21 protein-coding genes and 1 pseudogene are annotated in these 25,655 nt (G+C 66.3%); 13 read left to right on the top strand and 9 right to left on the bottom strand.

Translation table 11 applies throughout. From position 1 onward, the window contains the following. Positions 1-292: 292 nt before the first annotated feature. Positions 293-868 carry an NUDIX domain-containing protein gene (locus tag ABZ880_RS16740; RefSeq protein WP_361262599.1) on the bottom strand — a complete coding sequence of 192 codons (576 nt, stop codon included), beginning with the start codon at positions 866-868 and terminating at the stop codon, positions 293-295. 44 nt (positions 869-912) lie between these two features. After that, entirely contained in the window at positions 913-2,802 is a 1,890-nt protein-coding gene (locus tag ABZ880_RS16745) for an ABC transporter ATP-binding protein (protein ID WP_361262601.1), read from the bottom strand. Between the two features lie 387 nt (positions 2,803-3,189). Here ABZ880_RS16745 and ABZ880_RS16750 point away from each other — a divergent pair, with 387 nt between their 5' ends. Next, on the top strand, positions 3,190-3,666 hold the full coding sequence (locus ABZ880_RS16750) for an SAM-dependent methyltransferase (RefSeq protein ID WP_361262604.1): 477 nt from the start codon (positions 3,190-3,192) through the stop codon (positions 3,664-3,666). A 138-nt stretch (positions 3,667-3,804) separates the two neighbouring features. On the opposite strand, the gene ABZ880_RS16755 is transcribed toward ABZ880_RS16750, so the two are convergent. The 6 genes from ABZ880_RS16755 to ABZ880_RS16780 form a co-directional block, all read right to left on the bottom strand. Next, on the bottom strand, positions 3,805-4,860 hold the full coding sequence (locus ABZ880_RS16755) for a phosphotransferase (RefSeq protein ID WP_361262607.1): 1,056 nt from the start codon (positions 4,858-4,860) through the stop codon (positions 3,805-3,807). Further along, on the bottom strand, positions 4,857-5,201 hold the full coding sequence (locus tag ABZ880_RS16760; RefSeq protein WP_361262610.1) for a LuxR C-terminal-related transcriptional regulator: 345 nt from the start codon (positions 5,199-5,201) through the stop codon (positions 4,857-4,859). Before ABZ880_RS16760 ends, ABZ880_RS16755 begins: the two co-directional genes overlap by 4 nt. A 110-nt stretch (positions 5,202-5,311) precedes the next feature. Next, complete coding sequence (locus ABZ880_RS16765; protein ID WP_361262613.1) at positions 5,312-6,655, bottom strand: glutamine synthetase family protein; 1,344 nt, start codon at positions 6,653-6,655, stop codon at positions 5,312-5,314. Between the two features lie 95 nt (positions 6,656-6,750). Further along, entirely contained in the window at positions 6,751-8,286 is a 1,536-nt protein-coding gene (locus ABZ880_RS16770; RefSeq protein ID WP_361262616.1) for an amino acid permease, read from the bottom strand. 83 nt (positions 8,287-8,369) lie between these two features. Further along, positions 8,370-9,386 (bottom strand): hypothetical protein, encoded by a 1,017-nt coding sequence (locus tag ABZ880_RS16775; protein WP_361262619.1) that lies wholly within the window; start codon positions 9,384-9,386, stop codon positions 8,370-8,372. A 226-nt stretch (positions 9,387-9,612) separates the two neighbouring features. Next, positions 9,613-9,807 carry a hypothetical protein gene (locus tag ABZ880_RS16780; RefSeq protein ID WP_361262736.1) on the bottom strand — a complete coding sequence of 65 codons (195 nt, stop codon included), beginning with the start codon at positions 9,805-9,807 and terminating at the stop codon, positions 9,613-9,615. Between the two features lie 466 nt (positions 9,808-10,273). Here ABZ880_RS16780 and ABZ880_RS16785 point away from each other — a divergent pair, with 466 nt between their 5' ends. The 6 genes and pseudogenes from ABZ880_RS16785 to ABZ880_RS16810 form a co-directional block, all read left to right on the top strand. Further along, positions 10,274-11,572, top strand: a complete 1,299-nt coding sequence (locus ABZ880_RS16785; protein WP_361262622.1) for a helix-turn-helix transcriptional regulator — start codon at positions 10,274-10,276, stop codon at positions 11,570-11,572. A gap of 22 nt (positions 11,573-11,594) precedes the next feature. After that, positions 11,595-12,296: a 2'-5' RNA ligase family protein gene (locus ABZ880_RS16790; RefSeq protein ID WP_361262625.1), complete on the top strand. Its 702-nt coding sequence runs from the start codon at positions 11,595-11,597 to the stop codon at positions 12,294-12,296. A 93-nt stretch (positions 12,297-12,389) separates the two neighbouring features. Then, the gene (locus tag ABZ880_RS16795; RefSeq protein ID WP_361262739.1) at positions 12,390-13,124 is read left to right on the top strand and encodes a haloacid dehalogenase-like hydrolase; all 735 of its coding nucleotides are present in this window, start codon (positions 12,390-12,392) and stop codon (positions 13,122-13,124) included. 264 nt (positions 13,125-13,388) lie between these two features. Then, a complete protein-coding gene (locus tag ABZ880_RS16800) occupies positions 13,389-14,621 on the top strand; it encodes a helix-turn-helix transcriptional regulator (protein ID WP_361262628.1) in 1,233 nt (410 codons plus the stop codon). A 5-nt stretch (positions 14,622-14,626) separates the two neighbouring features. After that, positions 14,627-15,181: a flavoprotein gene (locus ABZ880_RS16805; RefSeq protein ID WP_361262630.1), complete on the top strand. Its 555-nt coding sequence runs from the start codon at positions 14,627-14,629 to the stop codon at positions 15,179-15,181. Between the two features lie 766 nt (positions 15,182-15,947). Continuing rightward, a pseudogene (locus ABZ880_RS16810) lies at positions 15,948-16,088 on the top strand (GNAT family N-acetyltransferase); the annotation flags it as partial. A 64-nt stretch (positions 16,089-16,152) separates the two neighbouring features. Here the strand turns inward: ABZ880_RS16810 and ABZ880_RS16815 are convergent. Next, positions 16,153-17,385, bottom strand: a complete 1,233-nt coding sequence (locus ABZ880_RS16815) for an XRE family transcriptional regulator (protein ID WP_361262633.1) — start codon at positions 17,383-17,385, stop codon at positions 16,153-16,155. 1,494 nt (positions 17,386-18,879) lie between these two features. Here ABZ880_RS16815 and ABZ880_RS16820 point away from each other — a divergent pair. The 6 genes from ABZ880_RS16820 to ABZ880_RS16845 are packed head-to-tail and all read left to right on the top strand — an operon-like array spanning position 18,880 to position 25,654. Next, positions 18,880-20,169, top strand: a complete 1,290-nt coding sequence (locus ABZ880_RS16820; protein ID WP_361262636.1) for a radical SAM protein — start codon at positions 18,880-18,882, stop codon at positions 20,167-20,169. Positions 20,170-20,174: 5 nt separating this feature from the next. After that, positions 20,175-21,257 (top strand): hypothetical protein, encoded by a 1,083-nt coding sequence (locus ABZ880_RS16825; protein WP_361262639.1) that lies wholly within the window; start codon positions 20,175-20,177, stop codon positions 21,255-21,257. Positions 21,258-21,262: 5 nt separating this feature from the next. Further along, entirely contained in the window at positions 21,263-22,957 is a 1,695-nt protein-coding gene (locus ABZ880_RS16830) for a carbamoyltransferase C-terminal domain-containing protein (RefSeq protein ID WP_361262641.1), read from the top strand. Positions 22,958-22,965: 8 nt separating this feature from the next. Then, the gene (locus tag ABZ880_RS16835) at positions 22,966-23,916 is read left to right on the top strand and encodes a phosphotransferase (protein ID WP_361262645.1); all 951 of its coding nucleotides are present in this window, start codon (positions 22,966-22,968) and stop codon (positions 23,914-23,916) included. Next, a complete protein-coding gene (locus ABZ880_RS16840; RefSeq protein WP_361262648.1) occupies positions 23,913-25,175 on the top strand; it encodes a DegT/DnrJ/EryC1/StrS family aminotransferase in 1,263 nt (420 codons plus the stop codon). Before ABZ880_RS16835 ends, ABZ880_RS16840 begins: the two co-directional genes overlap by 4 nt. 14 nt (positions 25,176-25,189) lie before the next feature. Beyond that, positions 25,190-25,654, top strand: a complete 465-nt coding sequence (locus ABZ880_RS16845) for an NUDIX pyrophosphatase (protein WP_361262651.1) — start codon at positions 25,190-25,192, stop codon at positions 25,652-25,654. Position 25,655: the final 1 nt, after the last annotated feature.

Below are 25,655 nucleotides of genomic sequence, written 5' to 3' on the forward strand. Positions count from 1 at the left end.
CTGTCAGTACGATGCTCACGCGATCCGGCACGTTGAGAGGGAGGCTCCCAAGGGGGCAGGCACGCCGTGGTGGTACCGCATGCCCACCAGGCCACTTGGGATCATCGTCACCTGCACCGTAGGCGTCGCGGTCATCATCAGCACGCTCGAGAACACAGCAGGCGCCATCGTCGCCGCCATACTCGCGGGCGGCTGCGCCGGCCTCCTCACACAATTCGTTCAGGGGCGCGGCGCAGGCCCGCTACGACGAGCGTTCACCACAGGAGCGACGTCCGCCTACCGATGAGCGGGATCACCTCTCCCCCGCCAGTTCCCCCAGACGTCCCGAACGCGTGTGCTCTGCGAACAGCAGGACTCCGAGTGCCCCGCCAGCCAGCGTGATGGAGCCGTCGGTAGCGGCGGCCACTGCGTCTTGCAGGTCCCACCACTCCACAGTCATGCTGTTCTCGTTGCTGCTGAGCTTCCGTTCGCCCGGGGTGAGATCCATCGCCGCGAACAGGTGAAGGCGTACGGTCGAGCGGTTCAGCAGGCGTGTCACGGTGAGAGGGGTGAACTGCTGCGCGATCACGCCTGCCTCTTCCTCCAGTTCGCGTCGAGCCGCCTCCTGTGGGTCTTCTCCCGGCTCGATCGTTCCGCCGGGGAGGTTGAGGGTGCCGCCGTGCAGGTAGTGCCAGACGCGGACGAGTGCGATCTTTCCGTCTCCACGCTGGGCGACGCTGGCCGCGCCGTGCCCGATCTCTTGGTACTCGAACACGGTCCGGCTGCCGTCGGGCCGTGTGACGTCGTCCCGTCTGATGCAGAAGTCCTGGGTACGCACGGGCTCCAGGTGGCCATGGCGGGTCCAGCCGCCTTCGGGTTGGTGGGTCACTTCACTCCTTGGATAGGGCGAGGCGCATGGGCTTGGTCGGGTGATCAGCGGTCCTTGGCCAGGGCGAGGAGTTCTGCGAAGAGCCCGCCGCCGTTGGCGAGTTCCTCGTATCGGCCCTCTTCGGTGATCCGGCCGTTTTGCATGACGATGATCCGGTCGGCGATCTTGGTGTTTTCGAGTTGATGAGTGACCACCACCGTGATGCGGTCGGCGGCGATGCTCTTGATCTCCTCGAAAATGTCGTGTTCGCCTCGCGGGTCCATCTGCGAGGTTGGCTCGTCCAGGATCAACAGTGGTGAGCGTCGGTACAGCGCACGGGAGCAGGCCAACCTCTGCCACTGCCCTCCGGAGAGTTCGGAGCCACCGAAGAACTCTCGGGCGAGGAGTGTGTCCAGTTCCTTGGGCAGCTCTTCGATCGCGGTGCGCATGCCGACGGCGTCGATGGCCTCCCACACGGGGTAGTCGTTGAAGGTGCGGGGCTGTCCGAGCGTTACGTTCTCCCGGGCGCGCAGGGGCCACTGAGCGAAGATCTGCGGGACCAGGCCGGTGTGCGCCCACACACTGCTCGGGTCAGCAGAGACCAGGTCGACTCCGTCCCAGGTCACGCGGCCTTTGTCGGGTAGGAGGATTCCGGTGATCAGTCGGCTGAGGGTGGACTTTCCGGAGCCGTTCTCGCCGACGATCGCCAGGATCTCGCCTCGGCGCAGGGTGAGGGAGACGTGGTCGACGGCAGGCCGTTCTTTCCCGGGATAGCAGTAGACCGCTTCCTCCAGCCGGATCTCTTCGACCGGTGCGGAGATTTTCACCTTGCCGCGCTTGGGGGCACGCTCGGCGGCGAGGTCGAGGAAGGAGCGCATGTCGGCGAGGTACAGGGAGGTGTGGAACAGCGCGGCGCCGTTGATGACGAGCTGGGACAAGGCGGCCAGGGAGGTCTGGACTGCGACGACAGCGGTGGCTGCAATGGCCAGGTCGAGGCGTCCTGTGGCGGCAAGCCAGGCGAGGGTGGCCCAGGTGGCCAGGAGGAAGATGCCGCCGAGTGCCGAGGTGGCCAGCACGATGCGCAACATGCAGGGAGCAGCAGTAAGGGTGCGCTGGTCGATGCGTTTGGACAGAGTGCGGTACCAGTACGCGATGTAGTCGGTCATGCCGTTGGCGCGGACTTCGTCCCCGTGCCGGGAGGTGGTGGCCCACCAGCGCATCATGCCTCGGACGTTGCGGTCGCCGACGTTGGCGTAGTGCGTCTCGTAGTCGACTCGGGCAGAGAGCACGGCCCCGAGGCCGGCGGGCACGACAGCCAGGAGTAGCAGCGGCAGCATCAGGGGGTGCAGCGTCGCGAGGACTCCGCTGGCGGCGATCATGCGGACGAAGGCGGCGGTGAACCGCTGAGCGTCCTTGACCATCATCGTGGTGCGCGAGACGCCGACTTCAGCAGCTTCCTGCCGGTTGGCGAACCCGTCTTCGCTGTAGGCGGAGGCTTCCACGCGGCAGACTGCTTCGACCAAGGCGGTGTCGGCTGCGGTGATAAGGCCGGGGCTGATTCGGCCGTCGCAGTAGGAGGACAGCGCGCTGGAGATTCGGCCAACGGCGACCGCTGCCGTGATGACCAGGAGGGTGGGGAGGGCGGCGTGCAGCCGTTCGGACACGGGCTCGTCGCCGACGAGGTGCTGCATGGCCCTTGCCGTAGATGCCAGAACTACGGCGGCGGCGAGGCCGGTGAGCACTTGGCACGCCAGGAGCAGGATGACGGCAAGCCGGTCGATGGCCCAGGCCATCTGTGCGGTCTGCCGCAACACGCTGGGCAGCCGGGCGCACATGGCCGTGAAGGTGGCCTCTCCCAGCGGGTTCTTCCCGTAGTTACTCTCGAACGAGATGGTCGCTGGGGGTGGTGGAGGGGGCGTCTGCGGGGCTTCGATCGGGGTGTCAGTGGCGGTCAACTGCGTCCCTCCTGTGCGGTTGTTGCGGCACCTGGGCGGTGTCGCGGTGCCAGGCTCAACGAGGCTGCGAGCGAATCGAACGTGCTCGATTTCGGACGACGCACAGGCCTGGAATCTGGGGGCGTCGAACGCGTGGTCGTGGTGACGTACGGCCGTCAGGGCGACCGAAGTTGGCCGAATCGCCGACACCTGTGGCGGTTGTGACTTTTGAGGTTTCCTGACAGAGGGGCCACCGTGTTCCGTCGCCCTACGGCGTGATGACCAACGTGAGGGCCACGGCAGCGTGTCGGTCAGTTCCCGGCCATCGCCGAGCTTCGATGCACGAGCTGACGCCCGTCTGGCCCCCGTAGATTGACGGCGTCACGACGAGGATCAAGGGGAAAGCACATGACTCAGTCGCTGGAGATCAAGCCCATCGGCATCGTGGTTGGGGGGCGTACCGAAGCCACCGACGACCACTGGAGCGGGAGCGCGATCATCCGACTGAACAGCGACTTCCCACTCGAGGTGGTACGTGGCCTTGGGGAGTTCTCCCACCTGCTGGTCGTCTGGCACTTCCACAAGGCGTCTCCCAGCGATGTCGCCCTGCATGCACGCAGCCCTCGTAACAACCCGCGGTGGCCGGCCACCGGCACGTTCGTGCACCGCAACCATCGTCGCCCGAACCAGCTCGCGCAGTCCTTCCCACGCCTCCTCAACGTCGACGGCCTGGACCTGCACGTCACCGACCTCGACGCTATCGACGGCACCCCCGTCTACGACCTGGGGCCATACTTCGCGGAAATGGGTCCCCGTGGCGAAGTCCGGGAGCCGAAGTGGCCAGCCGAGATGCTGTCGGACTACTGGGGCCAGGCGCAAGACTGAGCCAGCGCGCGCTTCAGCGCGGGAACATGCCACCTTCAGCACCCTTTCGTGCAACCCCTTGGCGGGCTTCGCGGTTCCGGAGACCCTGCGGGTGGCCGGGGCAAGAGCTGCCGGTCACGAGCCAGTGCCACGCATCGATCACGGTCGGCCTCCAGGTCGTTCAGTGGAGGAGCGGAGCACATCTTCGAGATCGGCAAAGCAGTCCAGGAATCGGCGGATGCTGGTCTGCCGCTCGTGCCAGTGCCGCTGCAGGTCCGCTTCCGCTTCCGCAGGCAGGCCGTACTCGGATGTGACCGCGCCGTAGAAGCTGAACAGCATGTAGAGCAGCGCAACACGTACGCACGCCACGACGTCGGCCAACGGCAGAGTGGGGTTCTCAGATCGGTAAGCCTGAATCATCACCAGAGCGCAGTCAGCCCACTGGTCGCTGGTGGCGACCGTACGGGGATCGAAGGCAGCCCGTCCCAGCTCCCAGGCCGGAAATGCCCTCGCTCCGCGGAAGTCGATGACACCGGTGACGACATCGGCGAGGACGAGCATGTTCGTGCGGGTGAAGTCGGCGTGCACAGCCTGCTCCACGAACTCCTCGGGAAGCCCCGCTCGTAGTCCGTCCACGTTTGCGCGCAAGTCATCGCATCGCTGGTTGAGTTCGCGGCTCAGAAGCACCACGTCCGGGTGCTGCTGCCGCTTGGCGGCCGCCAGCACGGCGCCAGCTTTGACCATGGCGTCTTCGACCGAACCGGTTCGCCACCGTGTGTGCTGCCGTAGCTGGGGCAGCGGATAGGCGGCCAGGACTCGGTGCATACGTCCCAGGACCATGCCGATCTGTTCGGCTCGCGCTACCGTCATCGCCGAGGTGGCCACCCGACCCGGAGCTTCATCGACCACCGCCCAGGCACTTCCTTCGGCCACCGCGACGAAACTGCCGTCCTGGTCGGGCCATACCCTCGGCACGGGAAGCTGTGCCGCGCGGCAGTACTCCGCCATGTCCCAGGCCGCTCGCACTGCCGTGAGGTCCACGGTTGCCCCGTACTCCTTCACGAAGAGCCGGCGGCCGTCGGCCGTCAGCACGCGCCGGTTAATGGTGTCGGTGCCCATCGGCACCATCTCGACCGTTTCGACGGCGATCCCGTACTGGTCGCCCAGCACGTCGGCCACCAATTCCTCGTTCCAGTCCGTGTCCATCTCGCTCATCGTCCTTCCAGGGAGGAATGCCGCAGGGCGGTGAGCACGGTGAACGCATTGTCCTCGGTGAGCACATCGCCTGCGGCGTACTCGATGCTCCACGTTCGGCGCACAGGGATGACGGTCTCGGTGACGTCACTGAAGGCCGAGTCGCGCAGCACGGTGAGAGCAGCGCGGCCGCTCACCCCGAGCCGACGGCTCGTGGACGACACCTGGACGCTCACCGTGCCGCGCGTGATGTTGAGGGCGAGGGCTGTCGCCTCCATGTCGAGACCGTTGGCGATCTTGTGGAGGACCCGGTCCTGTGCCGGGGGCAGCCGGTCAGGAACCGCACTGGGGTGTGCAGACATGCTCTTCCTTCTTCGTTCTTCAACCCGCCCGGGTTTTGGCTGGCTACCGGGGCGGCCAGCACCGGCGATGGAGGGCTTCCTCGTCCGGGCCTGGTCACTGGCAGCGTGGATCAGGCGCGGGTGAACCAGCGGGCCTGTTCTGCGTCGGTGACGATGCCGCGGTGATGGTCGAGCTCGAGTTGGGCGAGGTGGGCGTAGTGCTCGACGACGTCCTTGCCGAACGCCTCCTGGGCGACGGGGCTGTGCCGGAAGGCGGAGCGGGCCTGGTCGAGGGTGAGCGGCACGAGGGGTACGTCCACGGTCTCGTACGCATTGGTGGTGCAGGGCGGTGGCGGGGTGAGCCGCTGCTCTATGCCATGGACGATGGCGGCTGTGGCGGCGGAGAGGGCGAGGTAGGGGTTCGCGTCGGCACCGGGGAGACGGACTTCCAGGTGCAGTCCCGCGCCGTGGCCGGCGATCCGTACGGCGCAGGTGCGGTTGTCCGGCCCCCAGGTCATGCGGGTGGGGGCGAAGGAGCCTGGCGTGAATCGCTTGTAGGAGTTGGTGTTCGGCGCATACAGCGGGGCGAGCCCGGGCAGGGCCGCGAGCAGTCCGGCGACCGCTTGCGTGCCGGTCTCGGAGAGCTGGCCAGCTGGGTCGGCGAGCGTGGGGTTGCCAATGCGGGTGAGGGAGATGTGCAGGTGGAGTCCGCTGGCGACACCGGTCTGGGGGGCGGCCATGAACGTAGCGGTCATGGCGGAGCGGCTGGCCAGGGTGCGCACGGCGTGCTTGAAAGCGACGTGGTTGTCGCAGGCAGATAGCGCCGGTCCGTAGGGGAAGGTGACCTCGACCTGACCGGGGGCGCCTTCCGTCTTGATGGCCTCCACGGGCATGCCAGCTTTGGACAGTGAGCCCTGCAGGCGCCGGAAGAACCGGTCGTACTCCGGGGGGTGGTCAAGTGCGTAGTCCAGGTTGTCGACGGTTACCGACACGAGCCCGTTGAGGCCGACTCTGCTGGTCGGAGTGTAGGCGCCGCGGTAGAGGACGAATTCGGTCTCCAGGCCGGCCTGGGCGTGCAGACCGTGGCTGGCGAGGCGTGTCAGCTGGTGGCGCAGGATCTGTCGGGGAGCGACCTCGATGGGCTCACCTTCCGGGCCGAGGGCGTGGCCGAGGATGAGGGCGGTGCGCGGCATCCAGGGCAGAATCCTCAGCGTCGACGGATCCGGCTCGACGCGCAGGTCCTCGTAGCCGCTCGCCCAGGAGGTGAGGGCGAATCCGTCGACCGGGGTCATGTCGGGGTCCGTGGCCAGGATGTAGGCGCACATCTCCGCGCCGCCGTCGAGCACGCGGTTGAGAAAGTGCCGTGCCCCGTACCGTTTGCCCTTGAGACGCCCCTGTAGGTCCGGCACGGCAAGGAGCACTGTGTCGATCAGGCCCCCGCCGACGGCCCTGCGCAGCTCCTCGACGCTGAACACGCGGGCGCGATGATCCGCAGAGATCGGCGCGGCCTCGGCCTGAGAACCGGCGCTGCGGTGTGACGATGTTCCGGCAGTTGCGGACTGGTGGGTCATCACACGACCTCTTCCTGGATCTTCGCCATGCCCGAGTTGGCGTCGGCTGCGGCGGCCGGCACCGTGTAGTCGCGTCCCGCGACGCGCCACCACACGGACGCGAGGGCGAGCACGACCAGCAGGGCGATGGGTGCGTAATTGAACGTGGTCACGGAGACGAGTCCAGAGTCCGGGCGCGTCTGGGGCAGGCAGAACAGCACGGTCACGAAGGTCACCCAGGCGACGGCGACCACCCCGACCGGTACGCCCCAGCGGCCCAGGTTCCACGGACCTGGCTGGAAGCGGTGACGGTTACGGACCCGCAGATAGATCGGAATGGCGTACGCGGGCGTGATCCCGATGACGTTGATCGCGGTTACCGCGGCGTACGCGGTGGGGCTGTACAGCGATGGCAGCGCAAGTACTGCGGCCACGCCGACCGACAGCCACACAGCGCGCGTCGGCGTGCCGGAGCGGGCATCGACGTGGCGCCACAGGTGCGAACCGGGCAGGGCACCGTCCCGGGAGAAAGCGAACACCATCCGGCTGGCGGCAGCGGTCTCTGCGTTGCCACAGAAGAGCTGCGCGACGATCACCACGAGCAGCAGGGCCTTCGCCCCGGCCAGCCCTATGGCGTCGAGGAAGATCTGCGCCGGCGGTACCCCGGTGGCAGTGGCCTGGGTGGCGGTGTAGTCCTGGATGGCGAAGGTCAGCCCGGCCAGGAGCACGAACCCGGCCAGCCACGACCAGCCGATTGCTCGCACGATGCCGCGGGAGGCGGAGACCTGCGCGTTGGTGGTCTCCTCCGACAGATGTGCGGAGGCGTCGTAACCGCTGAAGGTGTACTGCGCCAGCAGCAGCCCGATCAGCACCACGTACAGCGAGCTGGACCAGCCGGTGTCGTTGACGAACTCGCCGAACACGAAGGACGGGTCCTGGTGGTGGGCGGGCACGATTGCCAGCACGCCGACGATCAGGGCGACTCCGCCCAGGTGCCACCACACGCTGATGGCGTTCAGGATGCTCACCAACCGGACACCGAAGAGGTTGAGGGTGGCGTGGAGGGCGAGGATGCAGACGTAGATCGCAAGGATCTTGCCCGGCGTGGGGACGAAGCCGAACTGCAGGTTCAGGAAGGCGCCCGTGAACAGCGCGGCGCCGTAGTCGATGCCGGCGATCGCCCCGAGGAGACCGAGGAGGTTGAGCCAGCCTGTGTACCAGCCCCATTTGCGCCCGCCGAGTTGCTCGGCCTGGTAATACAGCGCGCCGGAGGTGGGGTAAGCGGACGTCACTTCCGCGAGCCCGGCGCCGACGAGCATCACCATGAGGCCGACGGCGAGCCAGCCCCACATCATCACGGCCGGGCCTCCGGTGCCCAGGCCGAAGCCGTACAGCGTCATGCAGCCGGACAGGACGCTGATGACAGAGAAGCTGATGGCGAAGTTGCCGAACGGCCCCATGCGGCGGGTGAGCACTGGCTCGTAGCCGAGCTCACGCAAGTACACGTCATCGGCTTTGCCGCCAGCACGCTGACGGCTCGGGCCTGAGCGGAACATGAAGCAACCTCCAGTAAACGAGGGACGGAATCAAGAGCGTGCGATGGTCGGGTTCATGCCAACCAGTTGCTGCCGTGGAGCAGTCAGGGATGCGGGCCGACGCGTGGCCCGTGTGTACGGGCGAAGGACAACGATTCCCTTCGCGCCCGGAGCAAGAGCGCCTCACCAAAGTCCAGCGTCGAGGGGCCTTCAGCCACCGAGCCCCATGGCTCGCGCGACGCGTAAGGCTCCGTGGCGGCGAAAACTTCAGCCGCTTCAACGAAGTTGTGGCTGACCCATAAGGCATATGCCAGGTGGCTCATGTCGGCCACGGACCGCAAGTGCGGGTCCGCCTTCAGGAACCACTCAGCGAAGGCCTTGAGCGTGTAGGTGAGCGTCGGCTCCTCCACCCACTGCCGCCTCCACAATGGATCGACCCGTCCATTCGCCAGTTGCTGTCGGCACTGCTCCACCTGCGCGTACACCGGCAGAAGCAGCAGCGGCGAGCCGACCGGCGCCCACGAGGCCACCCACCTGCCGAAATCAAAGACAGCAGCCAACGACGCAGCCCGGGGAGCCTCCCGCGCAAGCAGGAACTGCAGCACCCGGTGGAAGGCTTCGCGGTTGTACGGGTCGCGGCGGTTGACCTCGTGCAGCAGCCCCCACGGCCCGCTCGGCAGCATCGGCTCCGACGACCATTCACGATGCTCCCGCAGCACCTGGCGGGAGTCGATCTGCGCCAAGGCCAGCAGACATACCCACGGCACGGGATCCTGCTGCGCGCGGCGAGCGGCCAACAGTGCCGTATGCCGCGCACCGGCTTCGAGGTCCGCCACCCCCGGGTGCTGTTGGCGATGTGCGCGCAGAGCGCGTTCGGCGAGTACCCGTGCCCGCATCACCTGGGCGTCGTAGCTGTCCGGCTCCTCAGCCAGCCACACATCGACCACATCGGAGCGCGCAGCAGCGACCGCCAGCACCTGAGTGCGTGAAGTCCGAAGTGTCCAATGGGCCTGCGTGCCGCGTATCAGGTCCCGAGCAGCCCTCCAACGACCTGCCTGCAGTTCAACCAGCGCAACGCGTAGGTCGTCATCCGCGCCAGCGGGGTGATACACCGGGCGCATCAGCGACCGCCCGGACAGACATGGAGCGCCGACTCCGCAATGCTGCCAAACAGACGGGCAACCCCGGCCCTCGGGATGCGGTGGAAGGGGAGGCGATTGGCCGCAGTAGCGATAAGCGACATCGAAGTCCTTGGCAGGTCGGGGGCTTCCGCCCGCGGCTTACGAGAGGCTGAAGCTGGAAGGCCGCCGGGAGAGCCTTTGGCTCGCCCGTGCCCCAACGGTCGGCTTAGAAGTCGATCTTCGCGATCAGTTCGACCGCACCCTGCACGCCATCCGTGATGGTCGGCGCAGCATCACTGCTGGCCAGGAAGAAGCCGAACAGAATGCACACGATGCCGTGCACGACGTTCAGGCCCGCCTTCTTCACGAGGAGGAAGACGATCACGCCCAGGAGCACAACGGCGGAGAAGCTAACGACCACAACGGGCCTCCAGGCGGAGGTGCCTGCCACGGCCTGATCGGTGCTGCGCCGCCGGATCCCACTGGGGCATCCGTGGCAAGGGCTGATCCATCCGTACACGTAAGGCCGAAAACACCTTGCACTCCGGTGGCCGAGATCAGGGACAGGTGATCCCGCAGCGCGAGCAGCAGGCAGGCGCCCTAAAGATCCGTTCCCGGACGGTTCGGCGGTGCTGTGCACTGCGGGAGACCCCAGAGTGGTGGGAAAACGCGCGGTGCGCACATTGCCCAGGTGATATCACTGGAGTGATCGCGGTTTCACCAGGGGCAGTTGGACCAGCAGGTCCGAGTTCATCGGGGAGGCAGGAGTGCTTGCGCAGTCGCCGCGACACTGCGAACGGTGCGGCTGCCAACTGAGCCAGTACAACTCGGGAACCCTGTGTTCGGCATGCCTTCGCTCATGCAGTCTGACCCCAGCCGCTCCCTCCGTGCCCGAACACGTGTGGCGGGACGCTGACGTTCAACGAGCGTTATCTACGTGGGACTTCGGTAATGCGACACGCCTGATCCGCCAGCGTGGATCGCTGCGCCAAGAGGACGTTGCCCAGCTCACCGGACTCAGCCAAGCTTTCCTCTCCATGCTCGAAGCGGGCCGCCGGCGCCTCACCAATATCGACAAGATCGTCGAGTTCCTTACCGGCCTCGGCGTCCCACCAGAACTCACTCCCTTCCCACGTCCCGGCGTTCAACACGCTCCGGTCGTCGAAGCTGAGTGGGAAAGCCCGCTCGAGATCGCCAAGCGGCTGAACACCCTCACCTCGTCCCAGGTGGATCCGGCAACGCTGTGCATGCTGGAGCAGCAGATCATGGACATCGTGGATCGCTATGAACAAGAAGGTCCACACCAATTAGTGTCGGTCGCGACCGAACTTCGCACGTACCTTCAACCGTTGTTGGAGGAACAGCAGCCACCCAGGCAGCGTGAAGCCCTATTCCGGCTGGCTGCGCAGGCATCCGGTCTTCTTGGCTACATGGCCGTGAACGCCGGACGCGAGGTCTTGGCGGAGGCGTACTGCACAGAGGCCCACGCGCTCGCGGCTGAGATCGACGACCCAGATCTGATGATGTGGGCACTGGGCACGCGATCGTTGAGCGCCTACTACGCTGGGCGCTTCGCCGATGCCCTCACCTGGGCCGAGGCGGGCATAGACATCAATCCGCATAGCCCCCAAGCCATTCGCCTTCTGGCCAACGGAAGCGCCCGTGCCCTGGGAAAACTCGGAGACGCCACGAGCGCCCAACGCGCCCTCGCCCAGGCAGAAGATCTCAGCGGAAAGCATGTGCTGCCCGACGGGCTGACCTCGTGCATCTCCTTCGCCCCCTACAGCGTGGCCCGGACCCTGGCCAACGCCGCCACCGCCCACGTTGCGCTCGGCGACACCTCCAAAGTCATCGCGTACGCCGAGCAGATCGACGGGCTCGTAGCCCAATCCGACTCCGACTGGAGCCGAGCCTTGGTCCGTCTCGATGTCGCCACCGCCCTCCTAACTGGATCACGACCTGACGTTGAACACGCCATGGTTCTCGGACAGCAAGTTCTTGACGCCGGCGGTGGGCCGCCGATCCGGTCCGTGGTCCAGCGCGCCGGAGAACTCGCTGAGCGCACCAACCAGTGGCGCGACCTGCCGGCCGTACGCAGCTACAGGGAAGCCCTGCGGGTGTGGCGCTCCTCCCCGCTGACCCGCGCCGTGGCTGAATCTGCCAAGATGACACGCTCGGACGGATAGTCGCGAGCGAGAGGGGTCGCCAGTGCTCTTGACCGCCAGCCCCACCGCGTTTCCCGCCGTCCCGCCGTCCAGCACTGATGACCCCCGCATCATCGCCGCGCACGACTGGGCTGCCTTCGCCACCGTTGATCGGATGAATAACCACTGGGACCGGCCAGGCTGGCACGCATCCACGCGCGCCTACTACTGGATGCTCACCTTCGCCGATGCCGCAGCCTTGACCGAGCAGATGCTGTCCTGCCAGCAGCGGCTCGCTTCGCTCGACTTCAACCTGATCGGCGAGGATGGGCTGCACCTGACCCTGGGGCGGATCGGCCTCGCGAACGAGGTCAGCGCAGCCCAGCTTCACGCGCTCCGCAACCGAGTGGCAGCCCGCCTTCCCGATGCCTTCACCATCAGTGCAATCCCGATGGCTGCTTCCCGCGGGGCCATCCGCTACAGCGTCGCCCCTTGGACCCCACTCATCAACCTCCACAGCGCCCTGTCGCTTACGAGCGATCAGTGCGGACTGCCGCTGAAGAAGCCGACCTCCGTCCTGCGCCCGCACATAGGCATTGCCTACTGCAACCGCACCCTGGACGCGCACACGGTGCGGGAGGCGATCAGGCCGCTGCATGACCTACCCGCCATCACAGTGCCAATCGGACAGGTTGAGCTGGTGGAACTACGGCGCGAAGATCGCGCCTACCGATGGCGCACCCTCGCCGTGCTGCCCTTGCGCTGACGACAGAGATTGTCGGGCCCAGCGCGGCAGCGGGTCTTTGTACTCGTCGCCACGCTGTGAACAGCGAGGCTGCCATGAGACGGGAGCAAGGAACTGAAGGACACGGCAGAACAGCAGACCCTCATCCTCTGGGACATCGACCGCACCCTGCTCTACGTCGGAGACATCGACCGTCAGGTGTACCGCGAGACTTTCGCTGAAGTCGTCGGCCGCCCCGCCGAGCGTCTGCCTGCGCGCGGCACCGGCGTGACCATGCCTCTCGCCATCCGTTCCTCGCTCCTGGACAACGGTGTACCAGAGTCTGCGGTCCCCGAACTGTTGCCGTGCATGGTGAAGCTGCTGCCCGAACGGCTCGCAGCCCACACGGAAGACCTCCGCAGCGAGGGCGTCCTCATGCCGGGCGCGGAGGCTGCGCTCCGGGTCGTACACGAGCACGAGCACTGGGTACCGACGGCCGTCACCGGCAACCTGAAGCCGAACGCTCTGCTAAAGCTTGCGGCCTTCAACCTTGACGTTTACCTCGATACGGAAATCGGCGGGTTTGCCTCTGACGACGACCATCGCCCTGCGCTCGTCGGCATCGCGCAGAAGCGCGCGCAGGCGAAGTATGGGACCGTCTTCACTCGCGCCAACACCGTGATCATCGGAGACTCCCTTGAGGACGTGCGCACCGGCCTTGGGGGTGGCGCTGCGGTGATCGGGGTGGTCTCGGGCAAGACCACGGGAGACGAGCTTGCCGCCGCTGGTGCCGACATCGTCCTCGACAGCCTTGAAGCTCTGCCCAAACTTTGTGCGTCCATTGAGTACGTGACGGTTCGACGCGGTTAGAGAGGCGGCTCCCGCCTTCTCCCGTCCATGGAGGCTGCTCGCCCCGATTCTGCGCGTGGCGGTCCGGGAATTGTCGCGGGGCTCAGGTCTCCAGTGCAGCCCAGGCATCCACCGAGCCTCTCGCAGCCGGACAGAGTGTCCGGCCCACGCTGGCCCCGGGACCGGATGCTGAGGCTGGCACCACCTACCCGAATCACTCCCTGATCCCGGGATCTGGTTGGCCGCTACCGTGAATTGCAGACCTACAGTCGGGAGGCAGCCCACATGCGAGGTCTCGGAGATCACCTCAGCATCGGAGAGCGGATCGCGTTCTACCGCGAGCGCCGTGGCTACACGCAGCCCGTGCTCGCAGGACTCGTTGGACGTAGCGCCGACTGGCTGTCGAAGATCGAACGAGGTGTCCGGAAGGCTCCGAGGATCGACAAGCTCGCCGAGCTCGCCCGAGTGCTACGCGTCCCTCTCGGTGACCTTATGGGGCAGCCCCTCCTCATGGAAGACGACCAGAAGCACATGGACGACGTGCCCGCTGTCCGTGATGCGTTGATGAGCCCCCGCCGGCTTTCGAAGCTGCTGTTCGGGCCGACAGCACAGAGTCAATTTCCCAGCACGGAGCAAGCCCAGATGCTCGTGGAACGCAGCTGGGGTCACTATCAAGCAGGCGTTCTCGGGGACGTCATCGCCGCGCTCCCAGGTCTGCTCCGGACCGCCCAGGAGCTGGAAGACCTTTCCCACGGCGATCAACGGCGGCGCGGCCTCGTGGTCTCCGCGCGCACGCATCATCTGGCGGCAACGGCACTCGCCAAGATTGGCGAGTCGGACCTGTCGTGGCTCGCGGCCGAACGTGCGATGCGGGCCGCCGACGAGTCCGAGGATCCACTGTCACTCGCCTCTGCTGCGCGCTCCGGTACGCATGCGCTCCTGGCCAACGGGCGTTACGAGGACGCCCTCGAATTGGGCGACACCGCGGCAGCCTGGCTTGCGCGTCAGGTCGACGAGGACGATCCCGCCGCCCTGAGCCTGCTCGGGATGATCCACCTGCGCGCGGCAGTGGCTGCGGCGCGCCACCAGGACAGGCCCATGGCCAGTTCCTTGCTTGAGAGAGCGACCAGGCTGGCTGATCGGCTCGGCTCCGACGAGAACTACTGGCAGACCTGCTTCGGCCCGACGAACGTCGCACTGCACCGAGTCTCCATCGAACTGGACCTGGAGAACATCCCATACGTCATCGACCACGGGCGCATCGACGTCGACCGCATGCCGCCGGAACGCGCGGTGTCCCACCGCATCGACTACGCCCGCGCCCTATGCCTCAGTGGACGCGTCGACGACGCGCTCAACGAGCTACGTGAGGCTGAGCGCACGTCGCCGCAGCTCGTGCGGAACAATCCGCGGGTACGGGAGACTCTTCGCGATCTGAGGAAGCAGGCTCCGGTCACTGGCGGCAGACACTCGTCCGAGCTGCTGGCCATGGCCCAACGGTGCAGGGCGGTGCAATGAGGTTGATGCAGGGCAAGGTGCTGGGCGTCGTCGGTTCAGGCGCTGGCGGAGTCGAGGAGGTGCGGACGGGACTCGTGGTACCCGCCCTCGAGCGCGGGTGGACCGTCGCGGTCACGCTCACGCCGACAGCAGGTGAGTGGCTCCGCTCCAGCGGAGAGGCCGCCAGGATTGAGGAGCTGACGGGCCTGCCCGTACGAACCGAGTCGCGTCTGCCCGGGGACTCCCGCCCGCACCCTCCGGTGGACTGCTACGTGGTTGCCCCTGCGAGCGCCAATACCGTTGCCAAGCTCGCCTTGGGCATTTCGGACAACCAGGCGTTGACGCAGGTGAACGAGGCGATCGGGACCCTCGATTTGTCGGTTGTCGTATGGCCGCGGGTGAACGCCGCGCACGCCCGCCACCCTGCTTGGGAGGGGCACATCAAAGCCCTGCACGGCGCGGGTGTTCGGCTGATCTGCGGGGACGAGATGTGGCCGCTCGCCGAGCCGCGGGCTGGGATGCCAGGCCGCCGGTACCCGTGGGAAGCCGTACTTGCCGAGGCGGAGCGGGCAGTTTTCTGACGTTCAATCAATAGGCTTCATCCCGTGCCTAATCGGACCCGGACAGTCTGTCCGGGTCCTTCGCTTCGACTGGGGCCAGCCTGGGTGCACTACCGACTGCGCTGGTGAGGCAGCGGGCGGCCACGACATGGGAGACGGGCACAGGGCGGCCGTCCTCCTGCGGTCGTCGCGGCGTACGTCACCGAATCCAGCCCACCGAGGAGTGGATGCCTGTGTCAGGACTGCGCACTGCTGGGGCACCCGAGACTGCCTCTCGCACGCGTCGCTGCAGCGAGTGCGACTGCCAACTGAGCCGATACAACAGGGAGGACTACTGCAGCGCCTGTCTTCGCGGGCAGCAGGTAACGGCTCCGGCAACCCTTCGCATACCCGATCATGTCTGGGAAGTGCCAGAAGTCCGGTTAGCCCTCGCAGAGCGGGATTTCGGGAGACTCTGCACGTTGGTGCGAACCCTCGGACGACTACGGCAGGATGACATGGTCATGCTGACTGGATTGAGTCAGTCATTCCTGTCCATGCTTGAAACAGGCGCGCGTCGCCTCACAAACATAGACAGAATCGTCCAACTTCTCGCCGGCCTGAAAGTCCCCCTCGAACTCACAGGCCCGATATTGCGGCCACAGGCAAGTCCGGAAATAAGTGACCTCCCTGCGGTCAGCCGGGTATCGCCATCTCCCCATGCCCGCGTAATGACTGCAGAGAGCCCCGGACGGCCGCAGTGAGTTAAAACGCACGACGCGGGGGCCGGGTCGCAGTGACAAGACGGGCCACAGCGTCGGCGAGCCGAGCGGCGGCGGGCGCGGCCGAGGTCCTGTTGTTCGCTGACCTGGCCAACCCCACCAGCAACGGCCTCTGCCAGCGGATCGGGCACCGCCCAGTCACCGACTTCGCCGTGCACGACTTCTAGCGGATCCGCCGCCGAGAGGCAGAGGGTCTCGTCATCCGTTGCGTGACGACATGATCAAGCAGCGTCAGCGCGAGCCCAGAGCGCGCATGTGCTGAACGAACTCCCGCGCCTGGGGATCAGCGTCGTATCGCTGGGTGAGGACTGCGTCCAGGTCACCGGCGACCATACTCAGCGAGGGCAGCGACTGCCGGTCGCCCCGCAATGCCTGCTCGCCGTAAGTGATGGCGGCTGCTAGATCTCCATCACGGGCTGCAACGACGCCCAGGGTGATCCGGGCTTCGGCGTTGCGCATCGGGGAACGCTCCCGCCCGTCATAGTCCACCCCCGCTCGCAGGACTTCGCGAGCCAAGGTCTCAGAAATCTGGTTGTCACCGACCTTGCGATAGCAGTCCATGGAGTAGAAGTCCCACTTGCCCGGATCAACTACGAAATGGTTCTGCACGTTCTCTGGATAAGGCATGGATTCAAGCAGAGTGCGGCCAGCGTCGAGCGCCACTTCCGTCTGGCGCCTGTCTCCGAGCCTGGCCCATGCCTTGGCCTTCTGGGCGAGCAACTGCACAGCTACGGACTCGTTGGGGGCAACAGAGAGGCCGGCGTCGGCTGCGGAGATGACGCCGCGCATGTCGCCGGTCGTGAGCGCGAACCACGCTCGCATCTCATGTGCCCACCCCTGAATGCCCGCGTGCCCGACCTCGCGCCCAATCGACAGTGCAGCCTGCCGGGTGGCCTCCGCATGAGTGCGTGTCGGGCCGCCACTGTCGTACTCCACGCAGCCGACGAGCAAGGTCAACATCCCCGCGAGGGTGAGAACGTCACGGTGCTGCCCGAGCGTGAGGCGCTGATGCTGCATGCTGACGACGCGGTTGAGCCATGCCCTGCCCTCGACCAGCAGTTGGTCGCCTGGCATGTAGGCGTACTCCGTGCAGAGTCTGTCGACCGTGATGCGCAACGCGTCCAAGGTGGCCTCATCGACATCTGAAGCCCGCAGCCGGGCCACGATCTCAACGGTGTCCATACCTGAAACGTCCTGCACCTCGGCGTTTCCGTCCCGGCGGTGTTCCACGGGGAAGAACGCGTGGGTGGTCGTGCCAAAAACAGCCGCGATCAGTGCCCTGTGATCCCGGGGCTCGACCGCGCCGGACTCCCAGCGGCGCCAGGATCGCGCCAGTGTCCGTTCATCGGGGAGCTCATCGGTCGAGTGAGCACGCATGGCGCGGGCAGCATCGAGAGGGCTCCAGCCGCGAGCCGCACGTTCGGACTCCATGCGTCGCGCCCAGCCGGGGCGGTCGTCGATCATGTCGTGCCTTCCACCTAGCCGTCGGGCGTCCCTGTCTAGCGAGTCTTGCACGTATGCCTCGCGCCACACCTGCAGACCGTGAGGACAGAGGGGGACACAAAGAGTGCCCCCCATGTCCACCCTTTCGAAGGTAACCATCCGGCTACAGAGTGTCGATCGAGAGGAGGTCGTTCGTCCCCCGCCTGAGCTCGCGACTGCTGCCAGGGGAGCGAATGTTGCCGACTCAACGCAAGCATGCCTGGCTGACGACAACGAGGGGATGACGACTGTGTCGAGAGAGCGCACTGCCGGGGCCGGTGTGATCGCCGAGCGCGACCGTCGGTGCTCTCGGTGCGGCTGTCGTCTCAGCCGCTACAACCGTGAGGCCCGCTGCAGTGGATGCACTCGGACCTCTGGCGACTCGCCCCCGGTGCCACTTCGCGTGCCGCCAGAAGTATGGACAGATGCGCGAGTCCAGGAGGCGCTAGCAACTCGCGACTTCGGAACTCTGTGCACCCTCGTACGAGAGATCGGCAACTTCCGCCAGGATGACATGGTCACGCTAACTGGATTGAGTCAGGGGTTCCTGTCGATGCTGGAGTCGGGTGCGCGTCGCCTCACGAACATCGACAAGATCGTTTGCATGTTCGATGGCCTCCAGGCCCCACTCGAGCTCACTGGCTTGGTCTTGCAGTCACGGACTAGGGCGACTCTGGCCTGCCGAGCCGGTGCCGACCTCGGCTTGCCAGCCTGGCGTGCGCCTTCAGGGTGCGACGCATTACCAGAGTGATATCACAGGCGTGATGTGCCAACTCCTGTCAGGCCAGACAAAGTTGCCGCAGCGCGCTGAACCGCCACGTCCGTGAAGATAGTCGTTGTCGCTCACGTTCCTGGCCATGTAGGAGTGGAGGCAAACTCGCGCCAGATATGGCACGGGATTCCGCCAAGGTGATCTCCGTGCCGCTTTCATCGCCCCCGACGGGAGAAGAACCGATCATGCCTCAGAGCTGGGAGAAGACGGTCCTCCCTCCCCGTACGGGGCGGAGCGGACGCCGATGCGACGGCGCGTATCTCCATTGCCGCCGATGTGGCGCATGCCGATGATGACGGAGTCCAGCGCGACGCCCACGCGTCGGCACTCGTCCACGAACCGCCCTGCCATGCCTGGCCCGTGGCGACGGCGGTGCGTCGGCCAGGGGCGCCACCCGTTGATGCCCCTTGAGCAGCTGCCCGACCCCGGCCCGTTGCCGCACAACGTTCTGGGCCAGGTCTTCTGCCAGGCGCTTCCTGCTCTCGCCGGAAGCGCCGGGAGCGACTTGAGTGACGGGGTCACGACAGGAAGGGGGGTCATCGATAACTACAGACCACGACGTGCACGCCCGGTCTGCGCCGCCCGTGCACCCGGCGGCGGCCCAAGCGGGCATCGACCAGTGCGGCCCTCGTGGTGAATTGTCATGGAGTCGCCAACTCGTCACAGAATCTTGGCCAATACCGACAACGCCCGGGAGTTCTCGCATGTCCAATGTGGTGCAGGCAAATCCGCTCGCTCCGTTCGTCCGCAGCGACCTGCCCGGTCGCTTCAATGAACTCGACGTGCTCAGGCGTCACTGGGCGCGCTTCGCCGCTGTGTCCCAGGGGGCGGTTGTTCCCCCGTACGAGGTCTTGATTCATCCGTCGAGCGGATGCAATCTGCGCTGCGCCTGGTGCATCGGAGACCACGTCCCACTGGAGCTTTGGGACGAGCAGCGGGAGCAGTTGGTGATGCTGGACGCGGCCAAGGACGCGGTGGACCGACTCCCGGACCAGCTGGCAAGCCCGGAGAACATGCTCAAGCTGATCGGCGACATCGTCGGCTACGAGGTTGAGGCTCCCTACCGGCAGGGCGGCGAAGACCGCTCCGATGTCTTCAAAGTGGAAGCGGTGTCGTTCTCCGGACTGATCGGCGAACCCCTCGTCGCCCGCAAGGCACTGATCCCGGCATTCGCCCTCCTGGCCGAGCGCGGAATCCGCTACGGGATCTTCACCAACGCCGTGCTGATGGACGACGCCTGCATAGAAGCTCTGCTCCCAGCGGGATACGTGCACATCAGCATCGACGCCGGCACACCGGAGACCTACGCCGACCTGAAGTACGGCGGCCGCAAGGCCGGCAAGGTCATGTTCGAGCGGGCAATGGCCAACCTGACTCGGCTGGTGCAGCGCCGAGCCGAAACCGGATCGGAAGTGGAGATCAACACTTCCTTCGTCATGTATCCCGAGAACTACCACGAGGTGTACACGGCTGCCCGTCTGATCCGTCAAGCAGGCGCTGACAGTTTGCGCTTGAAGCAGGACAACTCCGGCGAACGTCCGCTGACCTCCGACCAGGCGAGCCATGCCTCCCGGCTAATCGAGCAGATCCGCAGTGACCTGACGACCGATACGTTCCGGCTGCTTGAGATCCACAGGGTCGGCCAGACTGCCGAGATGGCGCGGACGTGTTCTACGTGCTCGATCACCGATCTGATGGCCGCGGTGGGCTCGGACGGGTGTCTGTACCCGTGTAACTACCACCCCCGGCCTGGCGGCTTCAGCTACGGGAGCGCGTTGGATGAGTCCTTCGCGGCGGTCTGGGAGGGCCAGCTGCGCCGAGAGTTGCGCAGCCAGCTGCCGGTGATCTGCCCCAAGGTGTGCGACCCGTTCAAGAACCGGTCGAATCGACTCCTGGCAGAAGCCAAGCAGGTCGTGGCGACCAGCGGCATCGATCGTCTGGAGGGGCACGTGGCCGACTTGGTCAACGGCGGTGCCTACCTGATCGAGAGGTGACATCCGTGCAGGACAGCCTGTCGGTCAACGATCTGGACGCCTGGGCACGTCGCCCCTCTGCTTCCCTTCGCCGAGACCGTTTCGGCCTCATGATGGCTAGGGTTGAGATCATCGCGCCGTCACCGGTCATCGACTACGTGGCCTGGTACACCGAGGGCTTCTTCGCACGAGGAGGTTCCCGGGTCGGAGCACGGCTTGTCATTCATGAGGTGAACCCAGAACTGATCGGCTCGGTCAAGGACGCCCGACTCACACCGCCCTTGCGCCGAGCGGTTCTGCCCACGTCGCCGGACACGGTCTGCTTCGTGGATGACACGCACTCGACGGTCCATCTGTTCCTGGCGGCAGCCACCAGTGACGAGCCCAAGCTGGTGGCGGTCCGGATACTGCGCGCGCTCGTACTCCGCGCACTCCTTGGGGACGGTCGTCCGTTCTTCCACGCCGCTTGTTTCACTCTGCGCGGGGTGGGCGTGGCTTTGGTCGGGAGGCGGACAGCCGGCAAGACGACGCTGCTGCTGCACTGCCTGGACAGCCTCGGGGCGCTCCTTGTGAGCAACGACAAGTTCGCCCTCGTCCAAGACACGGACTCGGACGCCGTGGACGCTCTCGGCTTCCCCATCCAGATCGGGATCCGTGCGGGCAGCGTGCTGACACTGGGCGATAGCTCGTTGCGGGCCTTTCTCATGCGCCGGTGGTCACAGCGGTTCGGCGGCGTCGAAGCCCACCGCGATGACCTGGAGACGCGTCTGGGGATACGCCCGCAGGAGTTGGCCGCCGCAGCAGACAGCACGGTGATGCCTCGATGCCGTCTCGGCGTGGCCATCGAACCGTGCCTTGATCCAGACGCGGTCACACCGCGTCTGGAGAGGCTCAACGAGGACGAACGCCGGACGCTGTGGACGCACAACCTGCTGCGTCGTCCCGCCGAAGTCTTCCCCCAGCAGGCGGCCTTGGCCGGCCCGACGAGCAAGATCGAGATGCGGATCCCGGAGGTTCCCACATACCGGCTGGTCCAGCCGCCAACTGCGGGCCCGCTGACGAGCCGAGTGATCGAAGACCTAGTGTGCCGCGTGTCGGTGGAGGGATGAGGAAGATGCGCATTCTCGGAATCGCCAGCGATCTGCACATCTCCTCGGCCGCGCTGATCGAGGACGGACACGTCGTGGCGGCAGCGGCGGAAGAACGCTTCACCCGGCGCAAGCACGCACGCGACTTCCCCGCCCGCGCGATCGAGTACTGCCTGTCCACTGTCCCCGACGGTCTCCGCGGCGTGGACCGGATCGCGGTGAGCACGAACCCGACGATCGACTTGAGCGTGCCCGACGGCCGCTATGCCGGACGCGCCCGCTGGCATCCCGAAGGGCTCTACTCGATTCCAAACAACCTCGCCGCTCTGCTGGACGCGCCGTATCAAGGGTGCGCCACGCAGATCCTGCAGACCGCCGGTGAGCCGCTGCACATCGACTACGTCTATCACCATGATGCGCACGCGGCGAACGCCTTCTTCCTATCCCCCTTCGAGTCGGCCGCCATCCTGACCGTCGATGGCCGAGGCGAGGACTGCACCGCGCTGCGCGCCGTCGGGAACCGCAACACCTTCACCACGACGGACACCATCCCCTACCCCCACTCGGTAGGACTGCTCTACGGCGCAGTCACCCAATATCTGGGCTTCCGGATCGACCGGGACGAGTGGAAGGTCATGGGGCTGGCCGCCTACGGAGACCCCAACAGCACCGCCTACAAGCTGCTCCGGGACCTCATCGACTTCAACGACGGCACGATCCGCCTCGACCTCAACTACTTCGGCTACTACCTTCGCCCCTCTCGCGGTGCCGTCAGCGAGGCGTTCGTCCACCGCTTTGGGCCGCCGCGACGACCGGATGAACCCATCACCGCCCGGCACCATGACATCGCCGCAGCCGTCCAGCATGTGCTGGAGGACGCCCTCCACTACCTTCTCGCCGACCTGCACCAGCAAACGGGGCTGAGCAGAGTCGCCTTGGGCGGAGGGACGTTCATGAACTCCGTCTTCAATGGGAAGATCATGTCCTCGACGCCGTTCGACGAGGTCTTCATCTCAAGCTGCCCCGATGACAGCGGCACCTCCATCGGCGCGGCCCTGTACGCGCACTGCGTTCTGCTTGAGGCCGAGCGCGGTCCGGCTATGACGCACAACTACTACGGCCCCTCCTTTGAGCAGACCGCGATCGACGAGGCGCTGTCCCTGGCCAAGCTGCGGGCGCCGGCTGTGGACGATCCGGCCGATGCCGCCGCACACGCGCTGGCCGAGGGGAAGATCATCGGCTGGTTCCAGGGAAGCATGGAACTCGGGCAGCGTGCGCTGGGGAACCGCTCCATCCTCGCCGATCCCCGCAGCGTGCGCATTCGTGACCAGGTGAATAGCGCGGTGAAGTTCCGGGAGCCATGGCGGCCCTTCGCCCCGGCCGTCCTCGCCGAGGATTTCGCCACCTACTTCGGCCCGGAGTTGGCGGTGTACTTCATGGAGCGCACGCTGCCGGTGCGGGACGAGGCGCGGAACCGCATCCCGGCCGCGGTCCACATCGATGGCACCGCCAGACCGCAGACCGTGACCGTGGACACCAATCCTCTCTTCCACCGGCTGATCACGAGATTCCGTTACCGGACCGGCGTCGGCGCGGTCCTCAACACCTCGTTCAACCTCGCGGAGGAACCGATCGTGTGCAGCCCCCAGGATGCGATCCGCACCTTCTATTCTTCGGGGCTGGACTTGCTCGTCATGGGGAATCGGGTGCTGACCAAGTGACTACGACGATGGGCACGACGGAGCTGTCCGCGTGCCTGCGCCAGTACGGATTACAGGCGAGCGGACCTGCGCGGCTGCTTCCCGGCGGGCATGTCGGGCAGTCCGCCGTGCTTCCCACGGCCCAGGGGCTGCTTGTCGTCAAACGGTTCAACCGACGGTACGACCCGGCACGCGTTCAACTCGCGGCTCAGGCACATCAGCACGCTTCCCGGGCCGGCCTCGCCCCGCCCCTGCGGCTCACACAAGATGACCAGTGGACCGCCCAGGTCGATGACGCCACGTACACCGTGGCCGAGTACGTCGATCACGCGGAGCGAGCTGGGCCGGCTTCCTTTGCCTCCGCGCTCGCCGCTCTGCACAGCCACTTCGATGGCTTCAGCCCGCAGGGCCGCTGCGCGGACTTCCTTCAACTGCCCGACCCTCCCGCGGCAGACCTGGAGCGGATCCGGCGGCAAACTCACGATGCAGCCAGCCGGGAAGCCATCGACTGGCGAATCAAGATCCTCGCGGAGTTCGGGCTCGACGCGCAGTCACTGGCTGCCGTGCCCCGAAGCTGGGTGCACGGCGACGCACGCCTCGACAACCTGCTCATCACGCGCAGCCCGGACCGTCGCCTGTTCATCGACTTCGATCAAGTCTCCCGCTTCCCGCGGCCCTATGAGATCGTCCGGGCCTTCATGGCCTGCATCAGCCCAGGACTGTCCGCCCCGCTGCTTGGCTCAACGTTCCGGGACTATCTGAACGCGTACCACGCCGTCGCTCCGATCCCCGCTACGGACCGTGCCATCATGATCGACCTGTACCTCACCGTTCAGGCGGCGGAGACGCGCACCTTCACCACGCCCGAGGGCGAGATCCGCGGCATGCCGGCTTTCGCGGCTGCTCGCCACCAGCAGTTGACCTGGTTCATCGAGCACAGCGGCCTCCTACGCGGGGTCGCAGAGGAGGCTCAGCCGTGACCACCCTCGCCCTCGACGGCGGGCAGCCCATACGAACCCGCGTCTTCCAGCCCTGGCCACAGTTCGACCAGACAGAACTCGGTGCGCTTGCCGGTGTCCTCGCCAGTCGCCGATGGGGCGGGATCCACAGCGGATCACAGGGTGAGGCGTTCGAAAGGGCGCTCGGCGAGTACCTCGACGTGCCGCACGTGGCGGTGGTCTCGAGCGGCACGGCTGGACTGATGATCGCGCTGAGAGCACTGGGGGTCCGGGTCGGTGACGAGGTCATCGTCCCTGCCATGACCTACGTGGCGACGGCCACCGCCGTGTCCGTGCTCGGCGGTGTACCGGTGTTCGCGGACATCGACCCTGATACCCACACGATCGACCCCCCGTCCGCGAAAGCTGCGATCAGCGAGAAGACGAAGGCGATCATCGCCGTTCACCTGGGCGGGCACCCGGCCGACATGGACCGCCTCGGGCTCATCGCTGCCGAACACGGTGTCCCGATCGTTGAGGACTGCGCCCAGTCTCTCGGCGCCACCTGGAGCGGCGCTCACACCGGATCGCTGGGCAGAGTCGGCGTGTTCAGCTTCGCTAGTACCAAGAACATCACCGCCGGAGAGGGCGGAGCGGTCGTCACACGAGATGGCGAGCTTGCGGCACGTATCGCATCGCTACGCGATCACGGCCGCCCCCTCGGCGTCACCGGTCACCACCCCGAACTGGGCTGGAACCTGCGGCTCAGTGAGTTTCAGTCCGCCATACTGGGCGTCCAGCTCGAACGCCTAAACCAGCAGCTCGCAGCGAAGACGAAGGGCGCGGCCTTCCTCACCAGCGCGCTGTCCAGCGTGCCTGGGCTGCGGCCTGTACCCGCCGATCTCGACCCGCGGGTAACCAGGCACGGCCGGTTCTCCCTCGCGTTCACCCTCGATCCCGAAGCATTCGGCACGTCGGCCAGTTCCTTCCGCGCCGCGCTGAAAGCGGAAGGCATCCCCGTCGGTCTCCGCGACCTCATCGCCTGTCCCGACGAGCCGATCTACGCCGACGCCGCAGCTCAAGACCACGCTCACTCACGGACCGTGTCGTGTAAGCAGGCCCGTGCTGCCTGCACCAGGTTGGTGCTGTTCGGACAAGCCGCCGGGTCGGGCATGCTGCTCGACGACCCGTCGGAACTCGCTGATGTCGTACGTGCAGTGGAGAAGATCCGCGACAACTGCGGCCAACTCCGCGAAGCGGAGCATCAGCGCGCCACGACCCGTGTTCCGTCCGATTCCTGACCAGGGAGAGTCACATGCCCCGAGCACCATTCCAAGTCCTCGTCGTACCGTTCCGCCGGGTCGGCGAGCAGATCGAATTCGCTGTTCTGCGCCGCCAGGACATGGACGTCTGGCAGGCAGTCGCCGGCGGCGGTGAGTCAGGCGAGAGCCCGCAGCAGGCCGCCGTCCGCGAGGCGCGTGAAGAACTCGGCCTCGACCGGACAGTCGCGCTCTACCCACTGCAGACCACCGCCAGCATCCCAGCACGATTCTTCGCCGATCGGAACAGCTGGCCGGCGGGAACCTACGTTGTGCCTGAGTACTCGTTCGCCGCAGATCTGACCGACATCGAGATCAAGCTCTGTGACGAACACACCGCTGTACAGTGGCTGGACTACAAGGCGGCCAGCGAGCTGCTGCGATTCGACAGCAACCGCACAGCTTTGGGCGAGGTTCACGAGCGTCTGCTGGCCGCCGACCTGCCCCGACCGGTCGAGTGAC

Origin of the sequence: Streptomyces sp. NPDC047043 (genome assembly GCF_040644055.1) — a bacterium.
GTDB lineage: Bacteria > Actinomycetota > Actinomycetes > Streptomycetales > Streptomycetaceae > Streptomyces.